We start from the raw sequence: 24,075 nt of genomic DNA on the forward strand, positions 1-24,075 counted from the left end.
ATAGCGCCGATGTTAGGAGGAGAGACGCAGTATGAGATGCCCTTTTTGCCGGAATGATGATACGAAAGTTACAGATTCACGAGCTACTGACGATGGAAAGGCCATTCGCCGCCGCCGGGAATGTCAGCATTGCGGAAAGCGCTTTACGACCTATGAAATGGTGGAAGAAGTGCAGCTCATCGTCATTAAGCGGGACGGAAGCCGGGAATTGTTTGACCGCAATAAAATACTGAACGGTCTGTTGCGGGCCTGCAATAAACGGAACGTCACGCGGCAGCAGCTGGAGGACATTGTCATACATGTAGAGCGAAATATTCGCAATACTCTCGTACAGGAAGTGACCAGCGAAAAAATCGGCGAAATGGTGCTGGCCGAATTGCTTACAGTCGATGAGGTAGCCTATGTTCGCTTTGCTTCCGTATATCGGCAGTTTGCCGATCTGGGCAGCTTTATGGAAGAGCTGCAGCGCCTTATGGGCAGAAAATACGGGAATGTGACAGGCCGGAACGGCAGGGAAAGAGGCGACAGGAATGACTGAAAATTATATTGACAACTTTTTGAATACCGTCCTTCCCGGGCTTCGTATTGCCGTCATTGGCGATATTATGGTAGACCGCTATATTTTTGGCAGTGTAGACCGGATTTCACCGGAAGCGCCTGTTCCGGTCAATAAAGTAGACCATATCTCGTCGGTTCTGGGCGGCGCTGCCAATGTTGCCGCCAATCTGGCCAACCTGGACTGCCACGTCTTTCTGAGCGGTCTTATCGGTAATGATGATAATGCCGTGCTGCTCCGGCAGCTGCTGAAGGATGCCGGCATTGACGGCACGGGCCTTGCTGTCCGCGACGGCCATGTGACGACGACGAAAATGCGCGTCCTCGGTGCGCGGCAGCAAATGGTGCGCCTTGATTTTGAAGAGGCTGCATCCCTTAAGGCCGATGAAGAAGCCTATATTGGACACTGGCTGGAAATGCGCATTGCTGACGGGCTGGACGGCATTATTCTGTCTGATTACCAGAAGGGCGTACTGACCTGCAGTCTGGCAGCCAAGGTCATCGCTGCTGCCAGGAACGCAGGAATTCCCGTCCTCGTCGACCCGAAAGGCACGGACTGGTCCAAGTATAATGGTGCTGATTTTGTCACGCCCAATATGAAAGAACTGAGTGACTGCCTGGGGCGGCGCGTACCGAATGAAGGCGACGCCGTAGTGACAGCTGCCAGAGAGCTTCACAGGAAATACGAGTTTGCTCACCTCATGGTCACGCGTTCGGAAAAAGGCATTACCGTCATTGGCCGGGACGGCAAGGTATGGAATAATCCGGCTGTGGCGAAAGACGTATTTGATGTGTCCGGTGCCGGTGATACTGTAGCAGCTTCCTTTTTATCAGCTGTTGCCGGCCATTTGTCGATCCGTACGGGTCTGCAGATTGCCAATGCCGCTGCCGGCGTCGTCGTGACCAAAGTAGGGACCTATCCGATTCACCGCAGTGAACTCCTCAAGCTGTGGGATGAATGGCATCCTGTTCGCTGGGCACCGTACCGGGCTCTTACGTGGGACGAAACGGCAGAAAAGGTGCGGCAGTGGCAGAAAAACGGGGAAACTGTCGTGTTTACCAATGGCTGCTTTGATATTCTGCACCGCGGCCATGTGTTGTATTTGCAGCAGGCAGCCATGTTGGGACAGCATCTGATTGTCGGATTGAATTCCGATGATTCCGTCCGGCGCCTGAAGGGAGAAACGCGGCCTCTCGTCGCCCAGGAAGACCGGGCTATCCTGCTCAGTGCCCTGGACTGTGTCGATGAAGTCGTCATCTTCAATGAAGATACGCCGGCTGAACTGCTGCGCGTTCTCCGGCCGGATATTCTCGTCAAAGGCGGCGATTACAAAGCCGAAGACGTTATTGGCCGCGAATATGTCAAGCGCGTGGAAATTATATCCTTTGAAGAAGGCTATTCGACGACGGGACTGATTGAAAAAATACGTGATTTAGTAAAGAAGGGAAAATTATGAAAATTGTAACAGGCGGAGCCGGTTTTATTGGCAGCAATATTGTGAAGCATCTGAATGACCGCGGCATTGATGATATCCTCATCGTAGATGATCTGACAGACGGCCGCAAATGCCGGAATTTACAGGGCCTGGCATTTTATGACTACATAGATTACGAAGATTTTGATGATGCCATGGCTGACGATACGTTCGACTGCGGCTATATTGACGTCGTATTCCATGAAGGTGCCTGCTCAGATACGATGAATTACGACGGCCGGTATATGATGAAAAATAATTATGAAGGAAGCAAAAATCTGCTGCACTACTGCATGCAGCGTAAGATTCCCTTCCTGTATGCGTCTTCTGCATCGACGTACGGCAGCGGCAAACATGGCTTTAAGGAAGAACCGCAGTGCGAACAGGCACTCAATCCCTATGCCTATTCGAAGCTGCAGTTTGACCGCTATGTCCGCCGCATGATGCCCCTGGCCAAGAGCCAGATCGTAGGGTTCCGCTATTTTAACGTCTTTGGGCCGCAGGAAAATCATAAAGACCGCATGGCTTCGCTGATTTATCAGAAATACCATGAACTGCAGAAAACAGGCAAGATAACGCTGTTCAAGGGAACGGCAGGATATGGAGACGGCGAACAGATCCGCGACTTCATTTATGTCGGCGACGTTGTGAATGTTATCTTTTATTTCTGGGAACATCCGGAACTGTCCGGTATTTTTAACTGCGGCACCGGCACAGGCCATACGTTTAATGAATTTGTACAGGGCATTATTGACTATTGCGGAAAAGGTCATATTGAATATGTACCGTTCCCGGAAATCCTGCAGGGAAAATACCAGAGTTATACCCAGGCCGATACGACGAAGCTCATGAAAGCCGGATATGACCGCGGGTTTACGCTGCTTCCCGAAGCAGTTCGCGAATACTGCCGGATTCTGGAACAGAGTGACGGGTATTTTGAATGAGAAAGGCCGTGTTTTTTGACCGCGACGGCGTGCTGAATGTGGATAAATCCTATTTATGGCGCATTCAGGATTTTGAGTGGGTCGACGGTGCCAAAGAGGCCCTGGCCTATGTGGCAAAGGCCGGATATATGAGCATTGTCGTAACCAATCAGAGCGGCGTGGCCAGAGGCTACTATACGGAAGAAGATGTCCGCCTTCTTCATGAATGGATGTGCCAGGAGGCAGCGAAAGCCGGCGGCCCCATTGCAGCCGTATACTACTGCCCTTATCTGCCGGGCGCACCGGTTCCTCAGTATGACCGGCAAAGCGACTGGCGAAAGCCGGCGCCGGGCATGGTGCTGCAGGCGGCCAGAGAGCATGACATCGACCTGTCCCGGTCCTTTATGATCGGCGATATGCCCCGTGACGTAGAATGCGGCGAGCGGGCCGGCATGAAGGGCTATCTGTTTTCCGGAGGTTCGTTATTGACGTTTGTACAAAAAATCATTCAGGAAAGGAATCAGCGTGAAAGCATATAAGAATATTCTGATTGTCAAGATGAGTTCCCTTGGCGATGTGCTCCATGCGCTGCCTGTCGTTTACGCGCTGCGGGAAAATTGTCCCTCAGCGCGTATTGTTTGGGCAGTGCATCCTAATTTTGCCGCTGTTCTGCCAGGTAAGCCCTATATTGATGATGTCGTATATATTGATAAAAAACGGCTTACTTCGCCGGCATACTGGTGGCACCTGCGCCGGACTCTTCATGCCTATCATTTCGACCTGTGTCTGGATCTGCAGGGCCTGGCCAAAAGTGCCATTGTTGCCTTTAACAGCGGCGCCAGGGAAAAATATGGCTACTGGGAAATGCGGGAAGGCAGTTTTCTCGTAAGCAAAGGCCTGAAAGGGCCCAATCAATATGGACACGTTATTGAACGATATCTCGATACGGTCCGGGCCCTGGGCGGCATTGTCGATGCCGTGGAATTTCCGCTGCCGCCGGTGAAGAAAGAAGAGGATGGGCTGCGGCGAAAATTTGCCGATGCCGGATTTACGGGGCCTTATATTGCCGTCGTTCCCGGTGCCCGCTGGGCCGTCAAGGAATGGCCCCTGGCGTATTGGCAGGATTTTGTCCGCCGTGCAGCCGCTTCAGGCATGAATGTCCTGCTCCTGGGCAGTAAGGACGATCAGGAAAAAGGGCGGGCCATTGCCGGGGCCGCAGCATCACCGCAGGTCCTCGATTATACAGGGCTGACGACACTGCGGGAACTTATGGCGGCCATTTCCATGTCCTGCCTGTATATCAGCGCTGATACAGGGCCGCTCCATGTGGCCAATGCGCTGAAAAAGGAACTCATCGCCCTCTTTGGTCCGACTTGTCCCGATCGGACCGGCCCGTACGGCGGAATTCACAGCCAGTATATCCATCTCATGATTTCGCCGACCTCTCAGGCTTCGCCGGAACGGCCCTTAGTCGACGATCCGGCCTGCATGGCTCAGATTAGGGTAGACGATGTGTGGAAAACATACGAAACTGTCATGAAGAAGGTGAATATATGATTAATTTGCGGCACAAACGAATTATTGTTACCTTTTTAATGCATTTAGGTGATCTGGTCCTGATTACGCCGTTTCTGCAGGTCCTGCGCCGTCATGCCCAGGGCTCGGACATTACCCTGGTTGTCGATGAAAAAGTTGCCGATGTTGTCCGGTATAATCCCAATGTCGATCACGTCGTGACAGTCGATAAAAAAGGGAAAGATAATTCTATCGGCGCATTGTGGCACATTGGCAGGAAGCTGCACCAGAATCACTACGATGTACTTATCAACCTGCATCCAAACGAACGGACGTCCTTTCTGGCGACGGTCATTCAGGCCAGGGAATTTCTGGGCATGAGCCATTTTCTGTTTCGCCCTTTCATGGATCGGTATACGCGGCTGGATCGGATTCATCTCCATGCTGCCGACATGTATATGAACGTACTGGAGCAGCTGGGAATTGATGATTACCGCAATGACGGCCTGCAGCTCTTTACCTGCCCGGCCTGGGACAAGAGGGCTCATGATTTTTATGCAGATCAGGGCGTGACGAAAGACAGGCGGCTCATTGGCTTTAATATTGGCAGTGCTGTTCCGCAGAAACGGTGGCCTCCGCAGCGCTTTGCCGCTGTTGCCGATTACTTTGCTGGCCAGGGATATGGCTGCGTCTTTTTTGGCGGCTCCATGGACAAAGCCATGGTACAGGAAGCGGCATCATTCATGGAGTCCAGGCCCATCGTGGCAACAGGGAAGTTTTCCATTGGTGAACTGGCTGCTGCCATTCGGCGCTGCTCCCTGTTTATTACCAATGACAGCGGTCCCATGCATATTGCTGTCAGTCAGGGCGTTCCTGTAGTGGCCCTGTATGGCCCGAGCAACCCCAAATTATACGGTCCCTATACGGATAAGGCTATCGTCCTGGAATCGACGGATCACTATGAACTGGGCAAGAGCATGAAGAAGATTATCAAAGAAGGACACTACAAAGGCATTTCCGTTATTCCCATGCAGCAGGTTATCGATGCCGGAGAAGAACTGCTGCGGCGGTATGGGACAAGTGGGCAGATTTTGCCTTTTCCCGGGAAATAGCGTATAATATATAATGTATATGTGTATAATGGAGGTGGTTTTCATGAAAAAAACAGCATTAGCAGCTGTATTGGCTGCCCTTCTTTCGATCGGTGCCGTATCGATGGCAGCACCGCTGAAAGATCAGCAGGCCGGAGATTTCAAAGCCAATGTCAACTATGGATTTGATCAGGAAGAAGGCAGTCGCTCCGCAGACAGCCGGTTTACAGGCGGCGATGTAACCTATGCCCTGAGTGAACGGTTCGATGTGCAGTATGCCAACAACTACACAAAAGGCGACAATGGCAATAAAATTAACGAAAATTATCTGATTGGCAACTATCGCTTGGCGCCGAATTTGTCTGTATATGCAGGCGGTTCCTATGTCAAGACGGAAACGTATAACAATACGAAGTCCTATGGATATCAGGTCGGCGTCAAAGGACAGCTTCCTCTGACGGACCGGCTCCAGGGATTTGCGTCTGTCGGTGTCGGCGATGACGTAAACACCTATGAAGTAGGCCTGGGGTACGACCTGACGTCTGACTGGGATGCCCATGTTAAATATCGCAGCAGCAGCGTTGATGTCGACAACTATGATGATGAAGTAAAAGGCTGGCAGGTCGGTATGGGGTATAAGTTCTAATACGGATGGTGTAAGAGCCTGGAATCTCTCTTTGCAGAAATACAGAAATGGTATTCCTGTAAAGAGAGATTTTTTATGCGCAAAACGCATAGCTTGCATTCTAACTATATTGATTTATTAAGATAATTGAGATTCGTAAAAATTATAGTAGAATAATACGTAAGGATAATTGTCTAGTAATTGTGAATGGGCAGGTGTTATTCTTTACTATCAGCAAAGAAGGTGTCTTACATGTCTCGTTTTATGAATAACCTGAAGCGGCGCGTAGCCAAAAAAGTAAAAAGAATTGTGTTGCCTGAATCGCACAGCCGCCGTGTACTGCAGGCCGTAGAAATGGTGCAGACCGAAGGGTTTGCCCGTCCTATTCTGGTCGGCAGGCCTCACGAACTGATTGAGCGGGCCGGAGAATACCAGATCGATCTGGACGGCATAGAAATTATCGATCCGGAAACGTATCCCATGCTGGACAAATTCAGCAAGTATTATGCAGAAAAATCCAGCAAAGGCAGTATGTCGGAAGAAGAAGCACGGACCATATTGCTGCAGAATCCTATTCGCTTCGGTGCCTGTCTGGTAGCCTTTGATATTGCTGACGGCATGGTAGCCGGCATTACTGATCCGTCATCAGAAGTCCTTCATGCATCGCTCCAGCTCATTGGCGTACACCCTGGCGTAACCACTGTCAGCAGTACGATGATCATGATTACCGATAAGCCCCAGTTTGGCGATGACGGTATTTTTGTTATCGGCGACCCTGACGTCATTATCGAGCCGACGGCGCAGCAGCTGGCCGATATTGCCGCCAACTGCGTGGAACGGGCCCGCCGGACCGTACAGATTCTGGACCCGCGGGTAGCGCTCCTTTCGTATTCCACCATGGGCAGCGGCGAAGGTGAGGAAGTAGATCGCGTACGGGAAGCAGTCCAGCTCCTGCGGGACCGGAACGTAGATTTTGCCTTTGACGGTGAACTGCAGCTGGATACGGCCATTGTTCCCCGTATTGCCCAGAATAAAGCTCCCGATTCTGCCGTAGCCGGCCAGGCCAATATTCTGATTTTCCCAAACCTGTCGGCTGCCAATGTGAGCTACAAAATGCTGAAATACTTATACGACGCCCAGGCTGTCGGTCCTATGCTGCAGGGGCTGAAAAAGCCGGTTATGGACTTGCCCCGCGGCTGTTCGCCTGAAGATATTGTCGATGTCATGGCTGTCTGCTGCAGTGATGCCATCTATATGGAAGAAGAACGGAAGCGGGATATTGAGTTTACGAGCCGCTTTGAAAAACTCGATCGCCGCGTAGCTATTGCCAAGCATAATGTGTCTATTCAGTTCGACGAAAGCAAGTGTAAGAACTGCACCCTGTGCCGCCGCCGCTGTGCTGATGTCATGACCATTACGGGGTATTATTCGCTGGAAAGTACGGGAGACAAGCCTATTTGCGTCAACTGCGGCCAATGTGCCCTGACCTGTGTGTTTGATGCTACTAATGGCGTATCGCAAAGTGAGTTCATCCAGCGGGATATAGACGATCCTGACAAGATTGTTATTTTCCAGACCGCACCGGCCGTGCGCGTGGCGTTGGGCGAAGAATTCGGCATGCCTTACGGCTCCATGGTGCAGGGGAAACTGATCGCTGCTCTGCGGGCTTTAGGCGGAGACTATGTATTTGACACTAACTTTGGTGCCGATTTGACGATTATGGAAGAAGCGTCAGAGCTGCTGGACCGACTGGAAAATAAAAAGAAACTGCTGCCCCAGTTTACGAGCTGCTGCCCGTCATGGGTGGAATTTACGGAAATTTTCTTCCCCGAACTGATTCCCCATTTGTCGACGGCAAAAAGTCCGATCAGCATGCTCAGTTCCATGATTAAGACCTATTTTGCCGATCGAAAACACCTGGACCCGAAGAAGATCGTTACTGTCTGCGTTACGCCGTGTACGGCAAAGAAAGCGGAAATTGAACGGCCTGAACATAATGCAGCCGGCAGATACTGGGATCAGCCGGAAATCCGCGATACTGACTACTGCATTACGACGCGGGAACTGGCCAACTGGATGCGTAGCCGAAACATTGACTTTAACAGCCTGGAAGACTCGGCGTATGATTCCGTATTCGGCGAATCGTCAGGTGCCGGCATGATTTTCGGCGCCAGCGGCGGCGTGATGGAAGCAGCGCTGCGGACGCTGGTATATCTGGATACGGGCCGGGTTGCCGATAAGAACTTCCTGAACTTTACGCCTGTTCGTGGATTAGACGGCGTCAAAGAAGCATCCATTACGTTCCGCAACGATATTATCCGCGTTGCCGCCATCAGCGGGCTAGGGAATGCCCGCAAGATTATGAACGTGCTGAAAGAAAATCACTCGTGGAAGAAGTATGCTTTCATTGAAGTCATGGCCTGCCCGGGCGGCTGCATTGGCGGCGGCGGCCAGCCGCGGACGAAGATGCCCCAGGAAATTACGGCCAAGAGAGCCCGTATCGAATCGGTATATGCCCTGGACCGGGAAAATATTATCCATTCGAGCTGGCAGAATCAGGAACTGAGCCAGCTCTATGCCCGATTCCTGGATAAGCCCCTGAGTGAACGGGCTGAGCAGCTGCTGCACACGCAGTATGTCAATAAACACTATATGTTAGGGAGAGAAGACAATGTAGAACCGATCAGTTCGTGAAAGAAGGAATGACGTATGTCACGGTTCATGAATAATCTGAAGAGACGTGTAGGGAGACAGCAGAAAAAAATCGTCCTGCCTGAATCGGACAGCCGCCGGATACTTCAGGCTGTCGATCAAATTGAAACGGAAGGGTTTGCCAAGACGGTCCTCGTCGGCAAACCGCGGCAGCTGATGGAACGGGCCTTTAAATACCAGATCGACCTGGACGGCGTAGAAATTATTGATCCGGAAACGTATCCCATGCTGGATACATTCAGCCGCTTTTATGCAGAGAAGCGCCGCAAGAAGGGCATGACTGTTTCCCAGGCCCGGGAAATTCTTTTAACAGATTACATTTGCTTTGGCGCGTGCCTCGTGGCTTTTGATATTGTTGACGGCATGGTTGGCGGGGCGACGGTGCCGTCAGCCGATCTGATTCGGGCAGCCCTGCAGATTGTCGGCATGCATCCTGGTATTTCCACGGTCAGCAGTTCCTTCATTATCATTACGGACAAGCCCCAGTTTGGCGACGACGGCATTTTCGTCCTTGGCGATGCCAGCGTCGTCATTGAGCCGACGGCACAGCAGCTGGCCGATATTACGGTAAACTGTGTACACCGGGCGCGGCGTACGGTGCAGACCCTGGACCCGAAGGCGGCGCTCCTGTCGTATTCGACCCTGGGAAGCGGATCAGGAGAACAGGTGGACCGTGTGCGGGAAGCGGCCAGGCTGCTGCGGGACCGGAATGTGGATTTTGATTTCGACGGCGAGCTCCAGTCCGATGCGGCCATTATTCCCCGCGTTGCCCGCTACAAAGCGCCGGGTTCAACCGTTGCCGGTCAGGCTAATGTTCTGGTATTTCCCAATCTGGAGTCCGGCAATATTTGCTATAAGATTTTGCAGCATCTCTATGGCGCCATCGCCTTGGGGCCTCTTCTGGAAGGGACGGCCAAACCTATTATGGATCTGTCCCGGGGATGCTCTGCTGAAGATATTGTCGATATTGTGGCTATTTGCTGCAGCGATGCCATTTATCAGGATGCCGAACGGCGGCGGGATCAGGATTTTACCAGCCATTTTGCCATGCTCGATCATCGCGTGGCTGTGGATGAACATAATATATCCATTCGCTTTGACGGAACAAAGTGCCAGAACTGCTCCCTTTGCCGCCGCCGCTGTGCAGAGGTTATGACGGTGACGGGATATTATTCCCTGGCCAGCACAGGAGACACGCCGATCTGCGTGCACTGCGGACAGTGTTCGCTGGTCTGCCCCTTTGGCGCAACCAAGAGCATTTCTCAGGAAACCTATATCGAGCAGGCTATGGCAGATCCCGATAAAATCGTCGTATTCCAGACCGGTGCCGCTGTACGGGTGGCCCTGGGAGAAGAGTTCGGCCTGCCTTATGGAACGAATGTGGAAGATAAGCTTATTGGAGCCCTGCGGGAACTGGGCGGCGATTACGTCTTTGATACCAATGCAGCCTCTGATATTGCCGTCATGGAAGAAGTGGCCGAACTGCGGCAGCGCCTGAAGGAACACCGGGAATTGACGCCCATGTTTACCAGTGTCTGCCCGTCGTGGATTGAATTTATGGAAATCTTTTTCCCTGAACTGCTTCCTCATTTGTCAACAGCTAAAAGCCCTACGAGCATGATGGGCGCTGTCATTAAAACGTACCTTGCCAAAACCCTTCATGTCGATCCGGAACGGATCGTTACGGTCAGCATTACGCCGTGTACGGCAAAAAAAGCGGAAATCTCCCGGCCGGAACGCAATGCTGCCGGCCAGTTCTGGCAGAAACCGGATATGCGGGATACCGATTACTGCCTGACCGTGCGGGAACTGGCCAACTGGATGCGAAGAAAAGACATGAACCTGACCGATATGCCGGCTTCACAGTATGATGCGCCGTTTCACAGGGCATCTGGCGGGGCTATGCTGGTCGGCGCCAGCGGCGGCATGATGGAAGCGATGATGCGGACCTTTGCCTATGAAGAGACAGGCAAAGTCGATGAGGAATTTCTGCATTTCACGCCTGTCCGCGGACTGACTGGCGTGAAAGAAGCATCTGTTTCCATTGGAGATGCCCTCTTCCGCGTCGCCGTCGTCAGCGGCCTGGGAAATGCCAGGGCCTTTATTAATCGCCTGAAAGAAAAACATTCGTGGAAAAAATATACGTGTATTGAAATCATGGCCTGTCCTGGCGGCTGTATTGGCGGCGGCGGCCAGCCCAGAACGGAAATGGCCGATGAAATACCGGCCAAGCGGGCCCGCATGGAAGCCATCTATCAGGCTGATGCCAATAATCCGCGTCATGGCAGCTGGCAGGATGAAGCAGTCCGGGATGTCTATGCCGGCTTTTTAGGCGAGCCCCTGGGACCTGCGGCGCATGCGCTGCTGCATACGCAGTTTATTAACAAGCACTATCTGCTGGGAAAAGAAGACCGCGTTTCGCCCTGATAGGCCGGACTATTGACACCGGCGCGCATGGCCACGTATAATAAACAGGACATGTGCTGTGGTTGAAAGTCGATGCCAGTCGCAGGCAAAGCGATCCACGTAAGGGATGCAAAGTCATCCTGATCATAGTGCGGCCTAGACGTAAGACCTGCCGCAAAAAGCGAGAGAAGCAGTAGTGGGGGATGCAGACCATCTAGGAGCGAACCTTCCAGCAGGCGAGTGTGGGGGTAAAAACCAGGTCAGACATGTCCGTATACAGAAACGCTTCGCAGCACAACAGGCTGTGAAGCGTTTCTGTGTGTTTCAGGATATATTCATCATTTGGCAGCTGCGCTTGTTAAGGAGGCAAAATTAATCCTTTATTTTTGCTTGATGTTTTTTTACTGATATAGTAAAATGTAAAAGTGTTTATATTCAGCGGCCTGAAGGAGTGATGCTGCCGATGCAGGCAGATGTAGCAGCAGTGGACAGAGAATTGCATAAAAATCCTTTTGATCGTTTTATGGATTTTCACATCGCCAAAGCCGATGAAGAAAGTACGGTTCTCGTGTTTCAGAATAGAGGGTCATCGTGGGAAAATCCCAATGGCACACTCTATGGCGGCGTCTTGTATGCCATGGCAGACTCGGCGATGGAAATTGCCTGTGCAGTCTGCGGCAATGCCGTCCTTACCCTGGATCTGGGAATGAACTATCTGCGCCCGGCTTTTTCCGATACGACGATTCGGGCAGAAGTAAAGATCATCCACAAAGGGCATACGACGATGGTGGCATTGTGCGATTTCTATGATAACCAGGAACGGTATCTGGCACACGGCAAGGGAACGTTTTTCGTAACCGGCCCGTTTGTATTTGGAGGTGAAGACACCGATGCTGACGGACAGACGGCGCAGTGATGAAGCACTTCGCAGGCGGCTGCGAAATATTCAGCAGGGCATATTCAGCCGAACGCCATATTTTCGCAATTTACCTTCAGAAATCGAAGACATTGATGAAGGGTGGGTACGTTTGGGCTTTGATATTTCTCCTCACCTGTGCAACTATCGGGGTATAGCGTCAGGAGGGGTCCTGGCTGCGTTTTGCGATACCCTTATGGGGATGGCCAGCCGTACGCTGGGATATAAGGTGACGACGCTGGAAATTAATATGAACTATATCCGCCGCGTCCCGTCCGGCTGCCGCATTACCGGCATTGGTCAGGTCGTCCATCACGGCGGCAAGACCATTGTGGCAGAATGCGAATGCTTTGACGAAGATGGCGGTATTGTAGTGAAAGGCCGTTCTTCTTTTTACGTTTTGGGACGGTTGGACTAGATATGTATTTAACAGGGAAGGTTGGTTAAACAGGATGGATTTTGGATATAACGAAGAACAGCAGGAACTGATCAAGGTTGTTCGTGATTTAGTGGAAAAGGAAATCGTACCGTATGCAGCTGAAATGGATGAAACAGGCAAACTGCATGAAGGATTGCTGGAAAAACTGGCAGCTCAGGGACTTCTCGGCGTGGCGATTCCGGAAGAATTCGGCGGTGCCGGACTGGATGCCGTAACGATTGCTGCTATTTATGAAGAACTCGGCAAGGGCTGTGCCGGCGTAGCAACGACAGTTGCTGCCAATGCGCTGGCTTCGTATCCTGTTATTATTGCCGGCAATGACGACCAGAAAAAGCGGTATTTTGATATTATTAATGAAGATAATCTGGCTGCCTTTGCTCTGACCGAACCGGGAACCGGTTCTGATGCCGGCTCTGTTTCGACGCGGGCCGTGAAAACGGAAGACGGCAAGGGCTATGTATTAAACGGCACGAAGTGCTTTATTACCAACGGTGCCCTGGCTGAAGTATTTGTCGTATTTGCCAATACCCGCAAGACCGGCGGGATCCGCGGACTGACGGCATTTATTGTCCGCAAGGGAACACCGGGCTTTACGATTGGCAAAGAAGAAAATAAAATGGGCATCCGCGCATCGAATACGACGGAACTCATTTTCCAGGATTGCTTTGTTCCTGTAGAAGACCGTCTGGGCCGGGAAGGCCAGGGGTTCCGCATTGCCATGAATACCCTTGATGCAGCCCGTCCCTTTGTCGGTGCCGTATCGGTCGGCATTGCCCAGGCCGCCTTCCATGCGTGCTGTGAATATGCAAAAGTCCGCGTACAGTTTGACAAGCCCATCGCTTCGTTCCAGATGGTACAGAGCATGATTGCCGACATGGCCATGCAGGTAGAAGGGGCCCGGCTCCTCGTACATCGGGCCTGCTGGATGAAGGACCAGGGAATGGACTTCAGCCGGGAAGCGGCGATTGCCAAATGCAACGCCTCTGATGTGGCTATGCGCGTAACTACCGATGCCGTTCAGGTTATGGGCGGCTACGGATATATTAAAGAATATCCTGTGGAAAAATACATGCGCGATGCCAAAATTATGCAGATTTATGAAGGAACCAACCAAATTCAGCGATTGGTTATTGCAAATAAGACGTTATACTGATACAATACATAACAGAAACCTTAATATTGTCATTGCGGCGATGATAAAGACAGCGCAGGGCAGGAGAACGCCTACAGGAAGAGGAAACCGGAGACTGAGAGTTTCCTAGGCGTCAGTTCTGGGCATTTCACTTTGGAGTTTCGGATTGAAGCCAGTAGGTCCGACGGGTGTTCCCGTTACAGAACGGGAAAGAACAAATTAGGGTGGTACCGCGAAATCAGACTTTCGCCCCTGCACCAGGGGGCGGAAGTCTTTTTTTATCAGAGGAGGAACAGACAGATGATAAGCGATAAAATTGAGGCTATTAAAGCAGCCGTAGACGAACAGATCGCAAAAAGTGAAACACTGCAGGACATGCAGAATATACGTGTCAAGTATTTGGGCAAAAAAGGCGAACTGACGTCGATTATGAAAGAACTGAAAAGCCTTTCCAAAGAAGAACGGCCTAAAGTGGGGCAGCTCGTCAATACGGCGCGGGGCATTATTGAAGACCATTTGAAAGCGAAAATGGAAGAACTGAAAGCCCGGGCGCTGGAAGACAAGATTAAGTCGGAAACAATTGATATTACCCTGCCGGGAAGAAAACCGGTTATGGGCCATGAACATCCGCTCCATCTGACGCGCCGTCTCATGGAAGAATCGTTCCTGCGCATGGGCTTTTCCATCGTCGAAGGCCCGGATATTGAATCGGATTATTACAATTTCCAGTGCCTGAACCTGCCGGAAGATCATCCGGCCCGGGATATGCAGGATTCCATGTATGTAACAGACAACATTCTCCTGCGGACCCATACGTCGCCGCTGGAAGCGCGGACCCTGCAGGCTCACAAACCGAACGAACCGTTTAAGATCATTGCTCCCGGCAAAGTATACCGCTGTGACTATGATGCAACTCATTCGCCGGTTTTCCATCAGATGGAAGGCATGATTGTCGACAAGGGAATTCGCTTCTCCGATTTGAAAGGCATGCTGGAAGATTTCCTGCGCGATATTTTCGGGCCGCAGACGAAAGTACGCTTCCGGGCCAGCTATTTCCCCTTTACGGAACCGAGTGCAGAAGTCGATATTTCCTGCGTCATGTGCGGCGGCACAGGCTGCCGTGTCTGCTCCCATACGGGCTGGCTGGAAATCCTCGGCTGCGGCATGACCAATCCCAATGTGCTGCGCATGAATGGCTATGATCCCAATGAAGTCAGCGCCTTTGCCTTCGGCATGGGTGTGGAACGTATTGCCATGCTCAAGTACGGCATTGACGATCTGCGTCTGTTTTATGAAAACGACATGCGGTTCTTGAATCAGTTCTAGGAGGTACAGAAAGAATGAAAAGCTCATTAAAATGGATGCAGGAATATGTAGACGTCGATATGACGCAGGACCTGCAGGCCTTTGCAGATAAACTGACTATTGCCGGTATTCCTGTAGAACACGTGGAATATTGGGGGAAAGAAATTAAAAAAGTCATTACAGGGAAAATTTTGCAGATCGACAAGCATCCTGATGCGGATAAACTGGTTGTCTGCCAGCTCGATGTGGGCAGTGAACAGCTGCAGATCGTAACAGGCGCTTCCAATGTGCGCGTCGGCCAGATCGTTCCCGTTGCCGTTCACGGCGCCCATCTTCCTGGCGGCGTAAAGATCAAGAAATCCAAACTGCGCGGCGTTCCTTCCAACGGCATGCTCTGCTCGGCTCATGAACTGGGCTTTGACGACAGCGTCCTGCTGCCGGAAGAACGGAACGGCATCTGGATTCTGCCGGAAGATACGCCCATTGGCGTCGATGCTGCCGATTATCTGGATGCCCGCGACGTCGTTTACGAATATGAACTGACGCCAAACCGGGCCGACTGCTTCTCCATGGTCGGTCTGAGCCGTGAATTTGCCGTATTAAGCGGCAAACAGGCGTCCTATCCGGATATTACTGTCGATGAATGTGAAAAATCGATTAGCGGCAAAGTCAAAGTATCCATTGCTGATGAAGACCTGTGCAGCCGCTATGCAGCCCGCCTGTTAGTGAACGTCAAAATCGGCAAGTCTCCCTTATGGATGCAGCAGCGCCTGCGCAAATCCGGCGTCCGTCCGATTAACAACGTCGTCGATGTAACGAACTATGTCATGATCGAGCTGGGCATTCCTCTTCATGCCTACGATTATGACAAAGTAGCAGGCCATCATCTCATTGCCCGCCGGGCAGCGGCAGGGGAAGCCATGAAGACCCTGGACGGCGTGGACCGCAAGCTTACGGACAACATGCTGGTCATTGCCGATGAAGCGAAACCGTGCTGCATTGCCGGCATTATGGGCGGCTATGATTCGGAAGTAACGGCAGATACGAAAACGGTTATTCTGGAATGTGCGTCCTTTAAGGGCTCCAATATCCGTCATACTGGACGGTCCCTGGGACTGCGCTCGGAAGCATCAGCCCGCTTTGAACGGGGCCTCGATTCGGAAGGGTGCATTCATTCCCTCGATCGCTGTGCTCAGCTGCTGCAGCAAATGGGAGCCTGCGATGTCGCCCAGGGTGTTGTCGATGTCTATCCCCGGCCGGTAGAACCGACGAAAATATCCTTTACAGCCAAACAGATCAATACGTTCCTGGGAACAGATATTGCGGAAGCCGAAATGATCGGCATGCTCGAAACGCTGCAGTTTGCTATCGAAAAAGACGGAGACCAGCTGACTGCCGACGTTCCGTCGTACCGCGGCGACTGCACGGAAATGCCGGATATTGCCGAAGAAGTAGCCCGCGTATATGGGTATGAACACATTCCGTCGACCCGGCCATGGGCCAACATTTCCAAAGGTGAAGAAGGCTATGATCATCAGGTCAGCGAAAAAGTTTCCGCCCTTCTGAGCAGCTGCGGCCTGAATGAAACGGTGACATTCAGCTTCGTTCACCCTGATTCCCTGAAGAAACTGCTCTTTCCTGAAGGCGATCCCGTATATAAGGCCGTGCCGATTCTGAACCCGATTACGGAAGAATTTCCGTGGATGCGGACGACCCTGATTCCGTCGCTCATGGACGTACTGGTCCGCAATCAGGCCGTTAAGAATGAATCGGTTGGCATTTATGAAATTGCGCCGGTATACAAGCCAAAATCCCTGCCCATTACGGAACTTCCGGACCAGGAACTGTACGTATCGGGCCTGCTGTACGGCAAGCGCCCTGGCGGTGAATGGCCCAATACGGCACAGCCCTATGATTTTTACGATGTCAAGGGACTGGTAGAAGCCGTTCTCACGGGCCTTGGCATTCATGCCGATCTGGAAGTATCTGACTTTGCACCGCTTCATCCGGGCAAAGCTGCGCAGTTTGTCAAAGACGGCAAGGTTCTCTGCCGGTTTGGCGAACTCCATCCGAAAGCCATGGATAACTATGATGTAGCCGGTCCGGTTTACCTGTTTGAAATGTCCCTGACTCAGCTGCTGCCCATGGTCAACTTGCTCCCGGACTACCACAAAGTAGCCAAATTCCCGGCTTCCAGCCGCGACCTGGCCTTCCTGGCGCCTCTTTCCGTCACCAATGCGGCCATTGTCGATGTTATCAAAGCTGACGGCGGCCCCCATCTGGAAGCAGTTCACCTGTTTGACATGTACACAGGCAAGCAGGTGCCGCGCGGATTCAAGAGCCTGGCCTACGCGCTGGTATTCCGGTCTGAAGAAGGCACGCTGACCGACAGCGATATTCAGGAACCCGTCGATGCCATCATTGCCGATTTGAAGGAAAAACTGGGCTGCGAACTGCGGTAGCAGCCGGCTCTACAGGAAAAACGGCTTCTGCGGAAGCCGTTTTTTAGGTACTGCAGCCAGTCAAAAAGTTTATTGTAAAAAAAGTAAAGTTGTGGTATGATGGAGAGCGTAGTATGGTATTTTAGAGATAATTTAGGGTGAAGAACCCATAAGGAGGACATAATTAGAATGAACGTAACTGTTAATGAAGTAGACCAGCACAAAGTAACCCTGCATATTGAAGTTCCTGCAAAGGATGCTTCCAAGGCAGCTGCCGCAGCCTGCAAAAACCTGGCAAGCCGGGTCAATATCCCTGGCTTCCGTAAAGGCAAGGCTCCGCGCATGGTACTGGAAAGCTTCTTGGGCAAAGATGCTGTCAAACAGGAAGTCTTTGAAGCCATTGCCAATAAAGCGTACAGCGATGCATTAAAAGAAAAGGATATTGTCCCTGTAACGGATCCGGAAATCAAAGTTATTTCTGATGAAAAGGGTAAAGATGTCGTATTCGAAGCAACAATTACCAAGAAACCGGCTGTTAAGCTGGGCGAATACAAAGGCATTGCCATTGCCAAAGATACGGTTTCCGTTACGGACGAAGATGTAGCCAAAGAACTGGCTAACCTCCAGAAACAGCACGCCAAGCTCGTCGTAGCTCCGGAAGGAACGGAACTGGCAAAAGACGACTTTGCCATTATTGATTTCAAAGGCACTGTAGACGGCAAGGCCTTTGAAGGCGGCGAAGGCAAGGCATATCCGCTGCAGATCGGTTCGGGCAGCTTTATTCCGGGCTTTGAAGATCAGCTGCTGGGCTGCAAGGCCGGTGATGAAAAGGACGTTACTGTTACGTTCCCGGAAGACTACTTTGAAAAATCTCTGGCCGGCAAAGAAGCTGTATTTGCCGTTAAAGTCAACGATGTAAAACGGAGTGAACTTCCGGCCATTGACGATGAATTTGCCAAAGAAGCCGGCAAGTTTGATTCCGTTGATGAACTGAAAGCCGATATCCGCAAGCGTCTGGAATCGAAAGCGTCCTTCCAGGCTCTGGAAAAATTCAATTCCGAAGTACTGAAGACCGCCGTCAACGCTGCGGAAGTAGATATTCCCCAGGTCATGATTGATGACAAAATCGATCAGATGATCGAAGAACTGTCGATGAAACTGGAAACACAGCGCATGAATCTTGATGACTATCTGAAATACATGGGCCAGGATATGGACAAACTGAAAGAACAGTATGCCGGACCGGCCAAAGAAAACGTCAAGATGGATCTGGTTCTCGAAGCCATTGCCAAAGCAGAAAAGATTGAAGTAAAAGACATTGATCTGCAGGCAGAAATCATTACGATGGCCCAGAACTTCGGCGCTGATCCGAAAGAAGTTTACAAAATTATTATGAAAGAAAACCGCGTTCCCATGCTTGTCCAGTCTGTTGGCCGCAAGAAAGCAGCAAGCTTCATTCTGAAGAATGCTGTCGATACGAATGAAAAAGCTGCCAAGGCTGAAGAACCTGAAGTAGAAAAGGTAAAGGCTGAAGACAAACCGGAAGCGTAAGATCCGGAGGTGTTTATATGAGTATGTATGTTCCCATTGTCGTCGAACAGACGTCGCAGGGTGAACGAAGCTATGATATTTATTCCCGTCTTCTGAAGGACCGCATCGTATTTTTGGGAGGTCCTATTGACGATACGACGGCAAATATTATTATTGCTCAGCTTCTGTTTCTGGAAGCTGATAATCCAGACAAGGATATTCATCTGTACATTAACAGTCCCGGCGGCGTCGTTACAGCCGGCATGGCTATTTATGACACGATGCAGTATATTAAGCCGGACGTTTCGACGATCTGCGTCGGTTCCGCAGCCAGCATGGCTTCTGTCCTGCTGGCAGCCGGCGCAAAGGGCAAGCGCTTTGCCCTGCCTCATTCGCAGGTCATGATTCACCAGCCTCTGGGCGGTGTGCAGGGCCAGGCTACGGAAATTGAAATCCATGCCCGTGAAATCCTGCGGATGCGGAAAGAACTGAACGGCCTGTTGGCTCAGCATACGGGTCAGCCTATTGAAGTTATCCAGAAGGATACGGACCGGGATAACTTCATGACTGCCGCCGATGCCAAGGCCTATGGCCTGGTCGATGAAATCCTGACTCGTCCTCAGGATGCGGTAAAAGACTAGAGAAACAGGAGGAAGACTTGTGAACGATAAGAACGATGAACCGAGATGCAGTTTCTGCGGCCGGCCGCAAAGTGAAGTGCAGAAGCTCATTGCCGGGCCAGGCGTGTATATTTGCGACGAATGCATTGCCGTTGCGCAGCACATCCTGGAAGAAGAAAAACAGGATGTATCGTCTGACTTCCAACTGAAAGATCTGCCGACGCCGCATCAAATCAAGGAAACGCTGGATGAATATGTCATCGGCCAGGAAGCGGCCAAAAAGACACTGTCCGTTGCCGTGTACAACCACTATAAGCGGCTGCAGACCCACAGTGTCGTCGAAGACGTAGAACTGCAGAAATCCAACATTATCATGGTCGGTCCCACAGGGAGCGGCAAAACCCTGCTGGCTCAGACGCTGGCCCGGCTGCTGGATGTTCCCTTTGCCATTGCCGATGCGACGAGCCTGACCGAAGCCGGTTACGTTGGCGAAGACGTTGAAAACTGTCTGCTCAAACTGATTCAGGCAGCAGATTACGATATTGCCAAGGCCGAACGGGGCATTATCTATATCGACGAAATCGATAAGATTGCCCGGAAATCGGAAAATCCGTCGATTACGCGCGATGTTTCCGGTGAAGGCGTACAGCAGGCGCTGCTGAAAATCCTGGAAGGCACCATTGCCGGTGTTCCGCCTCAGGGCGGACGGAAGCATCCCCACCAGGAAATGCTGCAAATCGATACGACCAATATTCTCTTTATCTGCGGCGGTGCCTTCGACGGCATTGACAAGACGATTTTAAACCGGACGACAGATAAAAACATGGGTTTTGGCGCCGATATTCATTCCAAAACGGAACATTCTGTAGAATCGCTGTTAAAGGAAATTATTCCTACAGACCTGCAGAAGTTCGGCCTCATTCCCGAATTAATCGGCCGTCTTCCCGTACTGGTTACACTGAATCCTCTCGATGAAGACGCCATGGTTCACATCCTGACGGAACCGAAAAATGCTCTGGTCAAACAGTATCAGAAGATGCTGGACATGGATCATGTAGAACTGACCTTTACGCCGGAAGCGCTGCGGGCCATTGCCAAAGAAGCACTGCGCCGGAACACAGGGGCCCGGGGACTGCGATCCATTATTGAACGCATTATGCTGGACGTCATGTTTGATGTGCCGAGCCGCAAAGATGTGGAAAAATGCGTAGTTACAGAAGACTGCGTAACCAAAGGCGTAGAGCCTGAGCTTGTATTAAAACAGGCAAAATGATATACTATAAGAATAAAACTCATTTCTTGTGCTGGAAATGAGTTTTATTTTTAAATTAAAGAAGGTGAAGTATATATGAATGAACAAGATATTTTAGCCATGCCCTTCATCCCTTTGCGGGGGCTTGTTGTATATCCGAAGCTGCTCAGCCATATTGATGTGGGCCGGGATAAATCGCTGGCAGCTGTCGATTACGCCATGGAACACGACCGCATGCTGATCGTGTCGGCTCAGATCGATGAAGATATTGATAATCCGGGCTTTGATGATGTCTATCAGATTGGCACGGTCGTGAAGATTCAGCAGCTTCTCCGCCTGCCAGGCGGCATGGTCCGCCTTCTGGTAGACGGTGTTTCCCGCGTTCAGCTGCAGGGGTTTTCCAATAAGCGGGACTACCTGGAAGTAGCAGCCGTCAAGGTTGCCGATGTGGAAGTAAATGCTGTCGAAGAAGAAGCACTGCGCCGCCTGGTTTACAAGAAGTTTATGAGCTGGCTGGAAAACCTGCGCAACGGCGATGAACTGAAAGAACGGGCGAAGGATATTGAACTGCCCGGCGTTCTGGCCGATTTTGTAACCTCTCAGCTCCCTGTGCGCCTTATCGTACAGCAGCAGATGCTGGAAACGGTGGAAGTAGGCGTGCGGCTCCGCCGTGCCAGTGAACTCCTCGATACGGAAGTAGACATTGCCAATCTGGAATCGTCCCTGAACATGGAAGTGCGCAATAAGCTGGATCAGCAGCAAAAGGAATATTATCTCCGCGAAAAGATCAAGGCCATTCATCAGGAACTGGGCGATAAAGTCGATAAAGATACGGAAATGCAGGAACTGCGCAAAAAAATCCGTAAAATGAAACTGGCGAAGAAGATAGAAGAACCGCTGCTGAAAGAAGTGGACCGCCTCGATTCCATGCCGCCTATGATGCCGGAATCGGCCATTATCCGTACGTACCTGGACTGGGCCATGGCGCTGCCGTGGAAAAAGGAAACAAAAGACCGGCTCGATCTGGAAGAAGCGCAGAACGTACTGGATGAAGATCACTACGGCCTGAAAAAAGTAAAGGAACGGATTATTGAATATCTGGCGGTCAAACAGCTGACGCACAGCTTAAAAGGTCCGATTTTGTGCTTCGTCGGTCCTCCGGGCACGGGCAAGACCAGTATTGCCCGCTCCATTGCCCGGGCCATGAACCGCAAGTATGTGCGCGTGTCCCTGGGCGGCGTCCGCGATGAAGCAGAAATCCGCGGCCATCGCCGGACCTACATCGGCGCACTGCCGGGGCGGATTATTTCCGGCATGAAGCAGGCCGGCGTCAAGAACCCGGTGTTTCTCCTGGATGAAATCGACAAGATGACGTCCGATATGCGCGGCGATCCGTCAGCAGCTCTCCTGGAAGTACTGGACCCGGAACAGAATAATGCCTTCAGCGACCATTTTATTGAAATCCCCTTTGATTTGTCCAAAGTGTTCTGGATTACGACGGCCAATGTGGTCAGTGATATTCCCCGGCCTCTGCTGGACCGAATGGAAATCATTGAGTTTACCAGTTATACAGAAGAAGAAAAGGTTCAGATTGCCAAACAGTACCTCGTACCGAAGCAGATCAAGGAAAACGGTCTGCGCGCCAGTCAGGCCCGGTTTTCCGATGCCGTGCTGCGTTCCATTATTGAAGGATATACGCGGGAATCTGGCGTGCGTACGCTGGAAAAGATGATTGGCGCCGTGTGCCGGAAAGTGGGAAAATCCCTGCTCCTTCCTGATGAAGATACCCTTACGGTGTCGGTAAAAAATATACCGGCCATGTTGGGACCGGTTAAATTTTTGCCGGAAACGGTGAATAAACAGGATGAAGTCGGCATCGTCACCGGCATGGCCTGGACGCAGGTCGGCGGGGAAGTCCTCGAAACGGAAGCCGTAGCCGTCAAAGGCAAGGGAACGCTGAAGCTGACCGGTCAGCTGGGCAGTGTCATGAAGGAATCGGCTGAAGCCGGCATGACCTATATTCGCCGCCGGGCCAGTGATCTGGGCCTGAAAGACGATTTTTATTCCCATCTGGATATTCACATTCATCTGCCGGAAGGGGCCATTCCCAAAGACGGCCCGTCTGCAGGGATTACCATGGCCACAGCCCTGGCTTCAGCCCTGACGGGCAGGCCTGTGCGCCACGACGTTGCCATGACCGGTGAAATTACGCTGCGCGGAACCGTTCTTCCTGTAGGGGGCATTAAGGAAAAAGTCATTGCTGCTCATCGGGCAGGCATTAAAAAAATCCTCCTGCCGGAAGAAAACAAACGGGATATGGATGATGTGCCCCAGTCGGTCAAAAAAGACGTTACCTTCGTATTTGTACACAATATGGATGAAGTGCTCGATCAGGCACTGGTGAAGTCATAATGGCAGCAGAACTGCAGATCATCAACCCCAAGTATGCTGCCTCAGCCGTTCGTCCGGATCAGTATCCTGCCGGGGACAGAGGAGAAATTGCCTTTCTGGGGCGCTCCAATGTGGGCAAGTCCAGCCTGATTAACTCCCTGTGCAATTACCGGGGCCTGGCCCGGGTCAGCGGTGAGCCGGGAAAGACGCAGACCATTAATTATTTTACAGCAGCCCTGCGGGAACGGAATGGGGAGGATATCCGAAAAATCCCCTTCTTTCTCGTCGATCTGCCTGGCTATGGCTTTGCCCGGACCGGGGGAAAGAACCGGCAGATCTGGAGTGATTTTATTGGCCAATACGTAACGACATCGCCGCGGCTGACCTTGCTGTGCCTTCTTGTCGACCTGCGGCATCCGGGCCTTTCCATTGACTGTCAGGCCTATGAGTGGCTTACAGCTCATGACATTCCGCTGCAGATTATCGGCACGAAAGCAGATAAGCTGAAAAGCAGTGAAAAACAGAAAAATCTGGCTCAGCTCAACCGCCTGTTTCCGACAGCGTACAAGGCCATTGCCTACTCGTCGCTGAAGCGGGAAGGAACGCAGCAGCTGCTGGCCCATATGCTGGAACGGCTGGAGCCAGCGACATAACAGACAGCCCTGTCCGGCGCCGGTTTGGCGCCGGATATTTTTCTGGAAAATACAGGCTTCATTTGGTATAATAACTAAGATAAGGACAATGAGG

Annotated in this window: 19 protein-coding genes; all 19 read left to right on the forward strand. The window is 51.5% G+C overall.

The features are described from left to right. Positions 1–31 precede the first annotated feature (31 nt). On the forward strand, positions 32–538 hold the full coding sequence (gene nrdR / locus Q3886_RS00080) for a transcriptional regulator NrdR (RefSeq protein WP_301859047.1): 507 nt from the start codon (positions 32–34) through the stop codon (positions 536–538). Then, positions 531–2,012: a D-glycero-beta-D-manno-heptose-7-phosphate kinase gene (gene rfaE1 / locus Q3886_RS00085; RefSeq protein ID WP_301859048.1), complete on the forward strand. Its 1,482-nt coding sequence runs from the start codon at positions 531–533 to the stop codon at positions 2,010–2,012. Before nrdR ends, rfaE1 begins: the two co-directional genes overlap by 8 nt. Then, positions 2,009–2,974, forward strand: a complete 966-nt coding sequence (gene rfaD, locus Q3886_RS00090; RefSeq protein WP_301859049.1) for an ADP-glyceromanno-heptose 6-epimerase — start codon at positions 2,009–2,011, stop codon at positions 2,972–2,974. The genes rfaE1 and rfaD overlap by 4 nt, the downstream gene beginning before the upstream one ends. Further along, positions 2,971–3,492, forward strand: coding sequence for an HAD family hydrolase (locus Q3886_RS00095; RefSeq protein ID WP_301859050.1), 522 nt, complete (start codon positions 2,971–2,973; stop codon positions 3,490–3,492). Before rfaD ends, Q3886_RS00095 begins: the two co-directional genes overlap by 4 nt. Beyond that, on the forward strand, positions 3,479–4,510 hold the full coding sequence (locus tag Q3886_RS00100; protein WP_301859051.1) for a glycosyltransferase family 9 protein: 1,032 nt from the start codon (positions 3,479–3,481) through the stop codon (positions 4,508–4,510). The genes Q3886_RS00095 and Q3886_RS00100 overlap by 14 nt, the downstream gene beginning before the upstream one ends. Then, on the forward strand, positions 4,507–5,580 hold the full coding sequence (locus tag Q3886_RS00105) for a glycosyltransferase family 9 protein (RefSeq protein ID WP_301859052.1): 1,074 nt from the start codon (positions 4,507–4,509) through the stop codon (positions 5,578–5,580). Before Q3886_RS00100 ends, Q3886_RS00105 begins: the two co-directional genes overlap by 4 nt. Positions 5,581–5,623: 43 nt before the next feature. Next, complete coding sequence (locus Q3886_RS00110) at positions 5,624–6,205, forward strand: porin (protein WP_301859053.1); 582 nt, start codon at positions 5,624–5,626, stop codon at positions 6,203–6,205. Positions 6,206–6,436: 231 nt separating this feature from the next. After that, positions 6,437–8,878 (forward strand): [FeFe] hydrogenase, group A, encoded by a 2,442-nt coding sequence (locus tag Q3886_RS10015; protein ID WP_367881534.1) that lies wholly within the window; start codon positions 6,437–6,439, stop codon positions 8,876–8,878. 15 nt (positions 8,879–8,893) lie between these two features. Next, positions 8,894–11,323, forward strand: coding sequence for a phosphate acetyltransferase (pta, locus tag Q3886_RS10020; protein WP_367881535.1), 2,430 nt, complete (start codon positions 8,894–8,896; stop codon positions 11,321–11,323). 442 nt (positions 11,324–11,765) lie between these two features. Further along, positions 11,766–12,218, forward strand: coding sequence for a PaaI family thioesterase (locus tag Q3886_RS00135; protein WP_301859054.1), 453 nt, complete (start codon positions 11,766–11,768; stop codon positions 12,216–12,218). After that, positions 12,193–12,636, forward strand: coding sequence for a PaaI family thioesterase (locus Q3886_RS00140; RefSeq protein WP_301859055.1), 444 nt, complete (start codon positions 12,193–12,195; stop codon positions 12,634–12,636). Before Q3886_RS00135 ends, Q3886_RS00140 begins: the two co-directional genes overlap by 26 nt. 34 nt (positions 12,637–12,670) lie before the next feature. Next, a complete protein-coding gene (locus Q3886_RS00145) occupies positions 12,671–13,810 on the forward strand; it encodes an acyl-CoA dehydrogenase family protein (RefSeq protein ID WP_301859056.1) in 1,140 nt (379 codons plus the stop codon). A 279-nt stretch (positions 13,811–14,089) separates the two neighbouring features. Further along, positions 14,090–15,115, forward strand: coding sequence for a phenylalanine--tRNA ligase subunit alpha (gene pheS, locus Q3886_RS00150; protein ID WP_301859057.1), 1,026 nt, complete (start codon positions 14,090–14,092; stop codon positions 15,113–15,115). A 14-nt stretch (positions 15,116–15,129) separates the two neighbouring features. Continuing rightward, positions 15,130–17,556, forward strand: a complete 2,427-nt coding sequence (gene pheT / locus Q3886_RS00155) for a phenylalanine--tRNA ligase subunit beta (RefSeq protein ID WP_301859058.1) — start codon at positions 15,130–15,132, stop codon at positions 17,554–17,556. A gap of 168 nt (positions 17,557–17,724) precedes the next feature. Beyond that, complete coding sequence (gene tig, locus Q3886_RS00160) at positions 17,725–19,086, forward strand: trigger factor (RefSeq protein WP_301859059.1); 1,362 nt, start codon at positions 17,725–17,727, stop codon at positions 19,084–19,086. 17 nt (positions 19,087–19,103) lie between these two features. Beyond that, positions 19,104–19,706 (forward strand): ATP-dependent Clp endopeptidase proteolytic subunit ClpP, encoded by a 603-nt coding sequence (gene clpP, locus Q3886_RS00165; protein ID WP_301859060.1) that lies wholly within the window; start codon positions 19,104–19,106, stop codon positions 19,704–19,706. Positions 19,707–19,725: 19 nt separating this feature from the next. After that, entirely contained in the window at positions 19,726–20,958 is a 1,233-nt protein-coding gene (clpX, locus tag Q3886_RS00170; protein WP_301859061.1) for an ATP-dependent Clp protease ATP-binding subunit ClpX, read from the forward strand. Positions 20,959–21,033: 75 nt separating this feature from the next. Further along, positions 21,034–23,349, forward strand: coding sequence for an endopeptidase La (lon, locus tag Q3886_RS00175; protein WP_301859062.1), 2,316 nt, complete (start codon positions 21,034–21,036; stop codon positions 23,347–23,349). After that, entirely contained in the window at positions 23,349–23,981 is a 633-nt protein-coding gene (gene yihA / locus Q3886_RS00180; protein ID WP_301859063.1) for a ribosome biogenesis GTP-binding protein YihA/YsxC, read from the forward strand. The genes lon and yihA overlap by 1 nt, the downstream gene beginning before the upstream one ends. The last annotated feature ends 94 nt before the right edge of the window (positions 23,982–24,075 follow it).

This window comes from uncultured Megasphaera sp. (genome assembly GCF_958350005.1).
GTDB lineage: Bacteria > Bacillota > Negativicutes > Veillonellales > Megasphaeraceae > Megasphaera.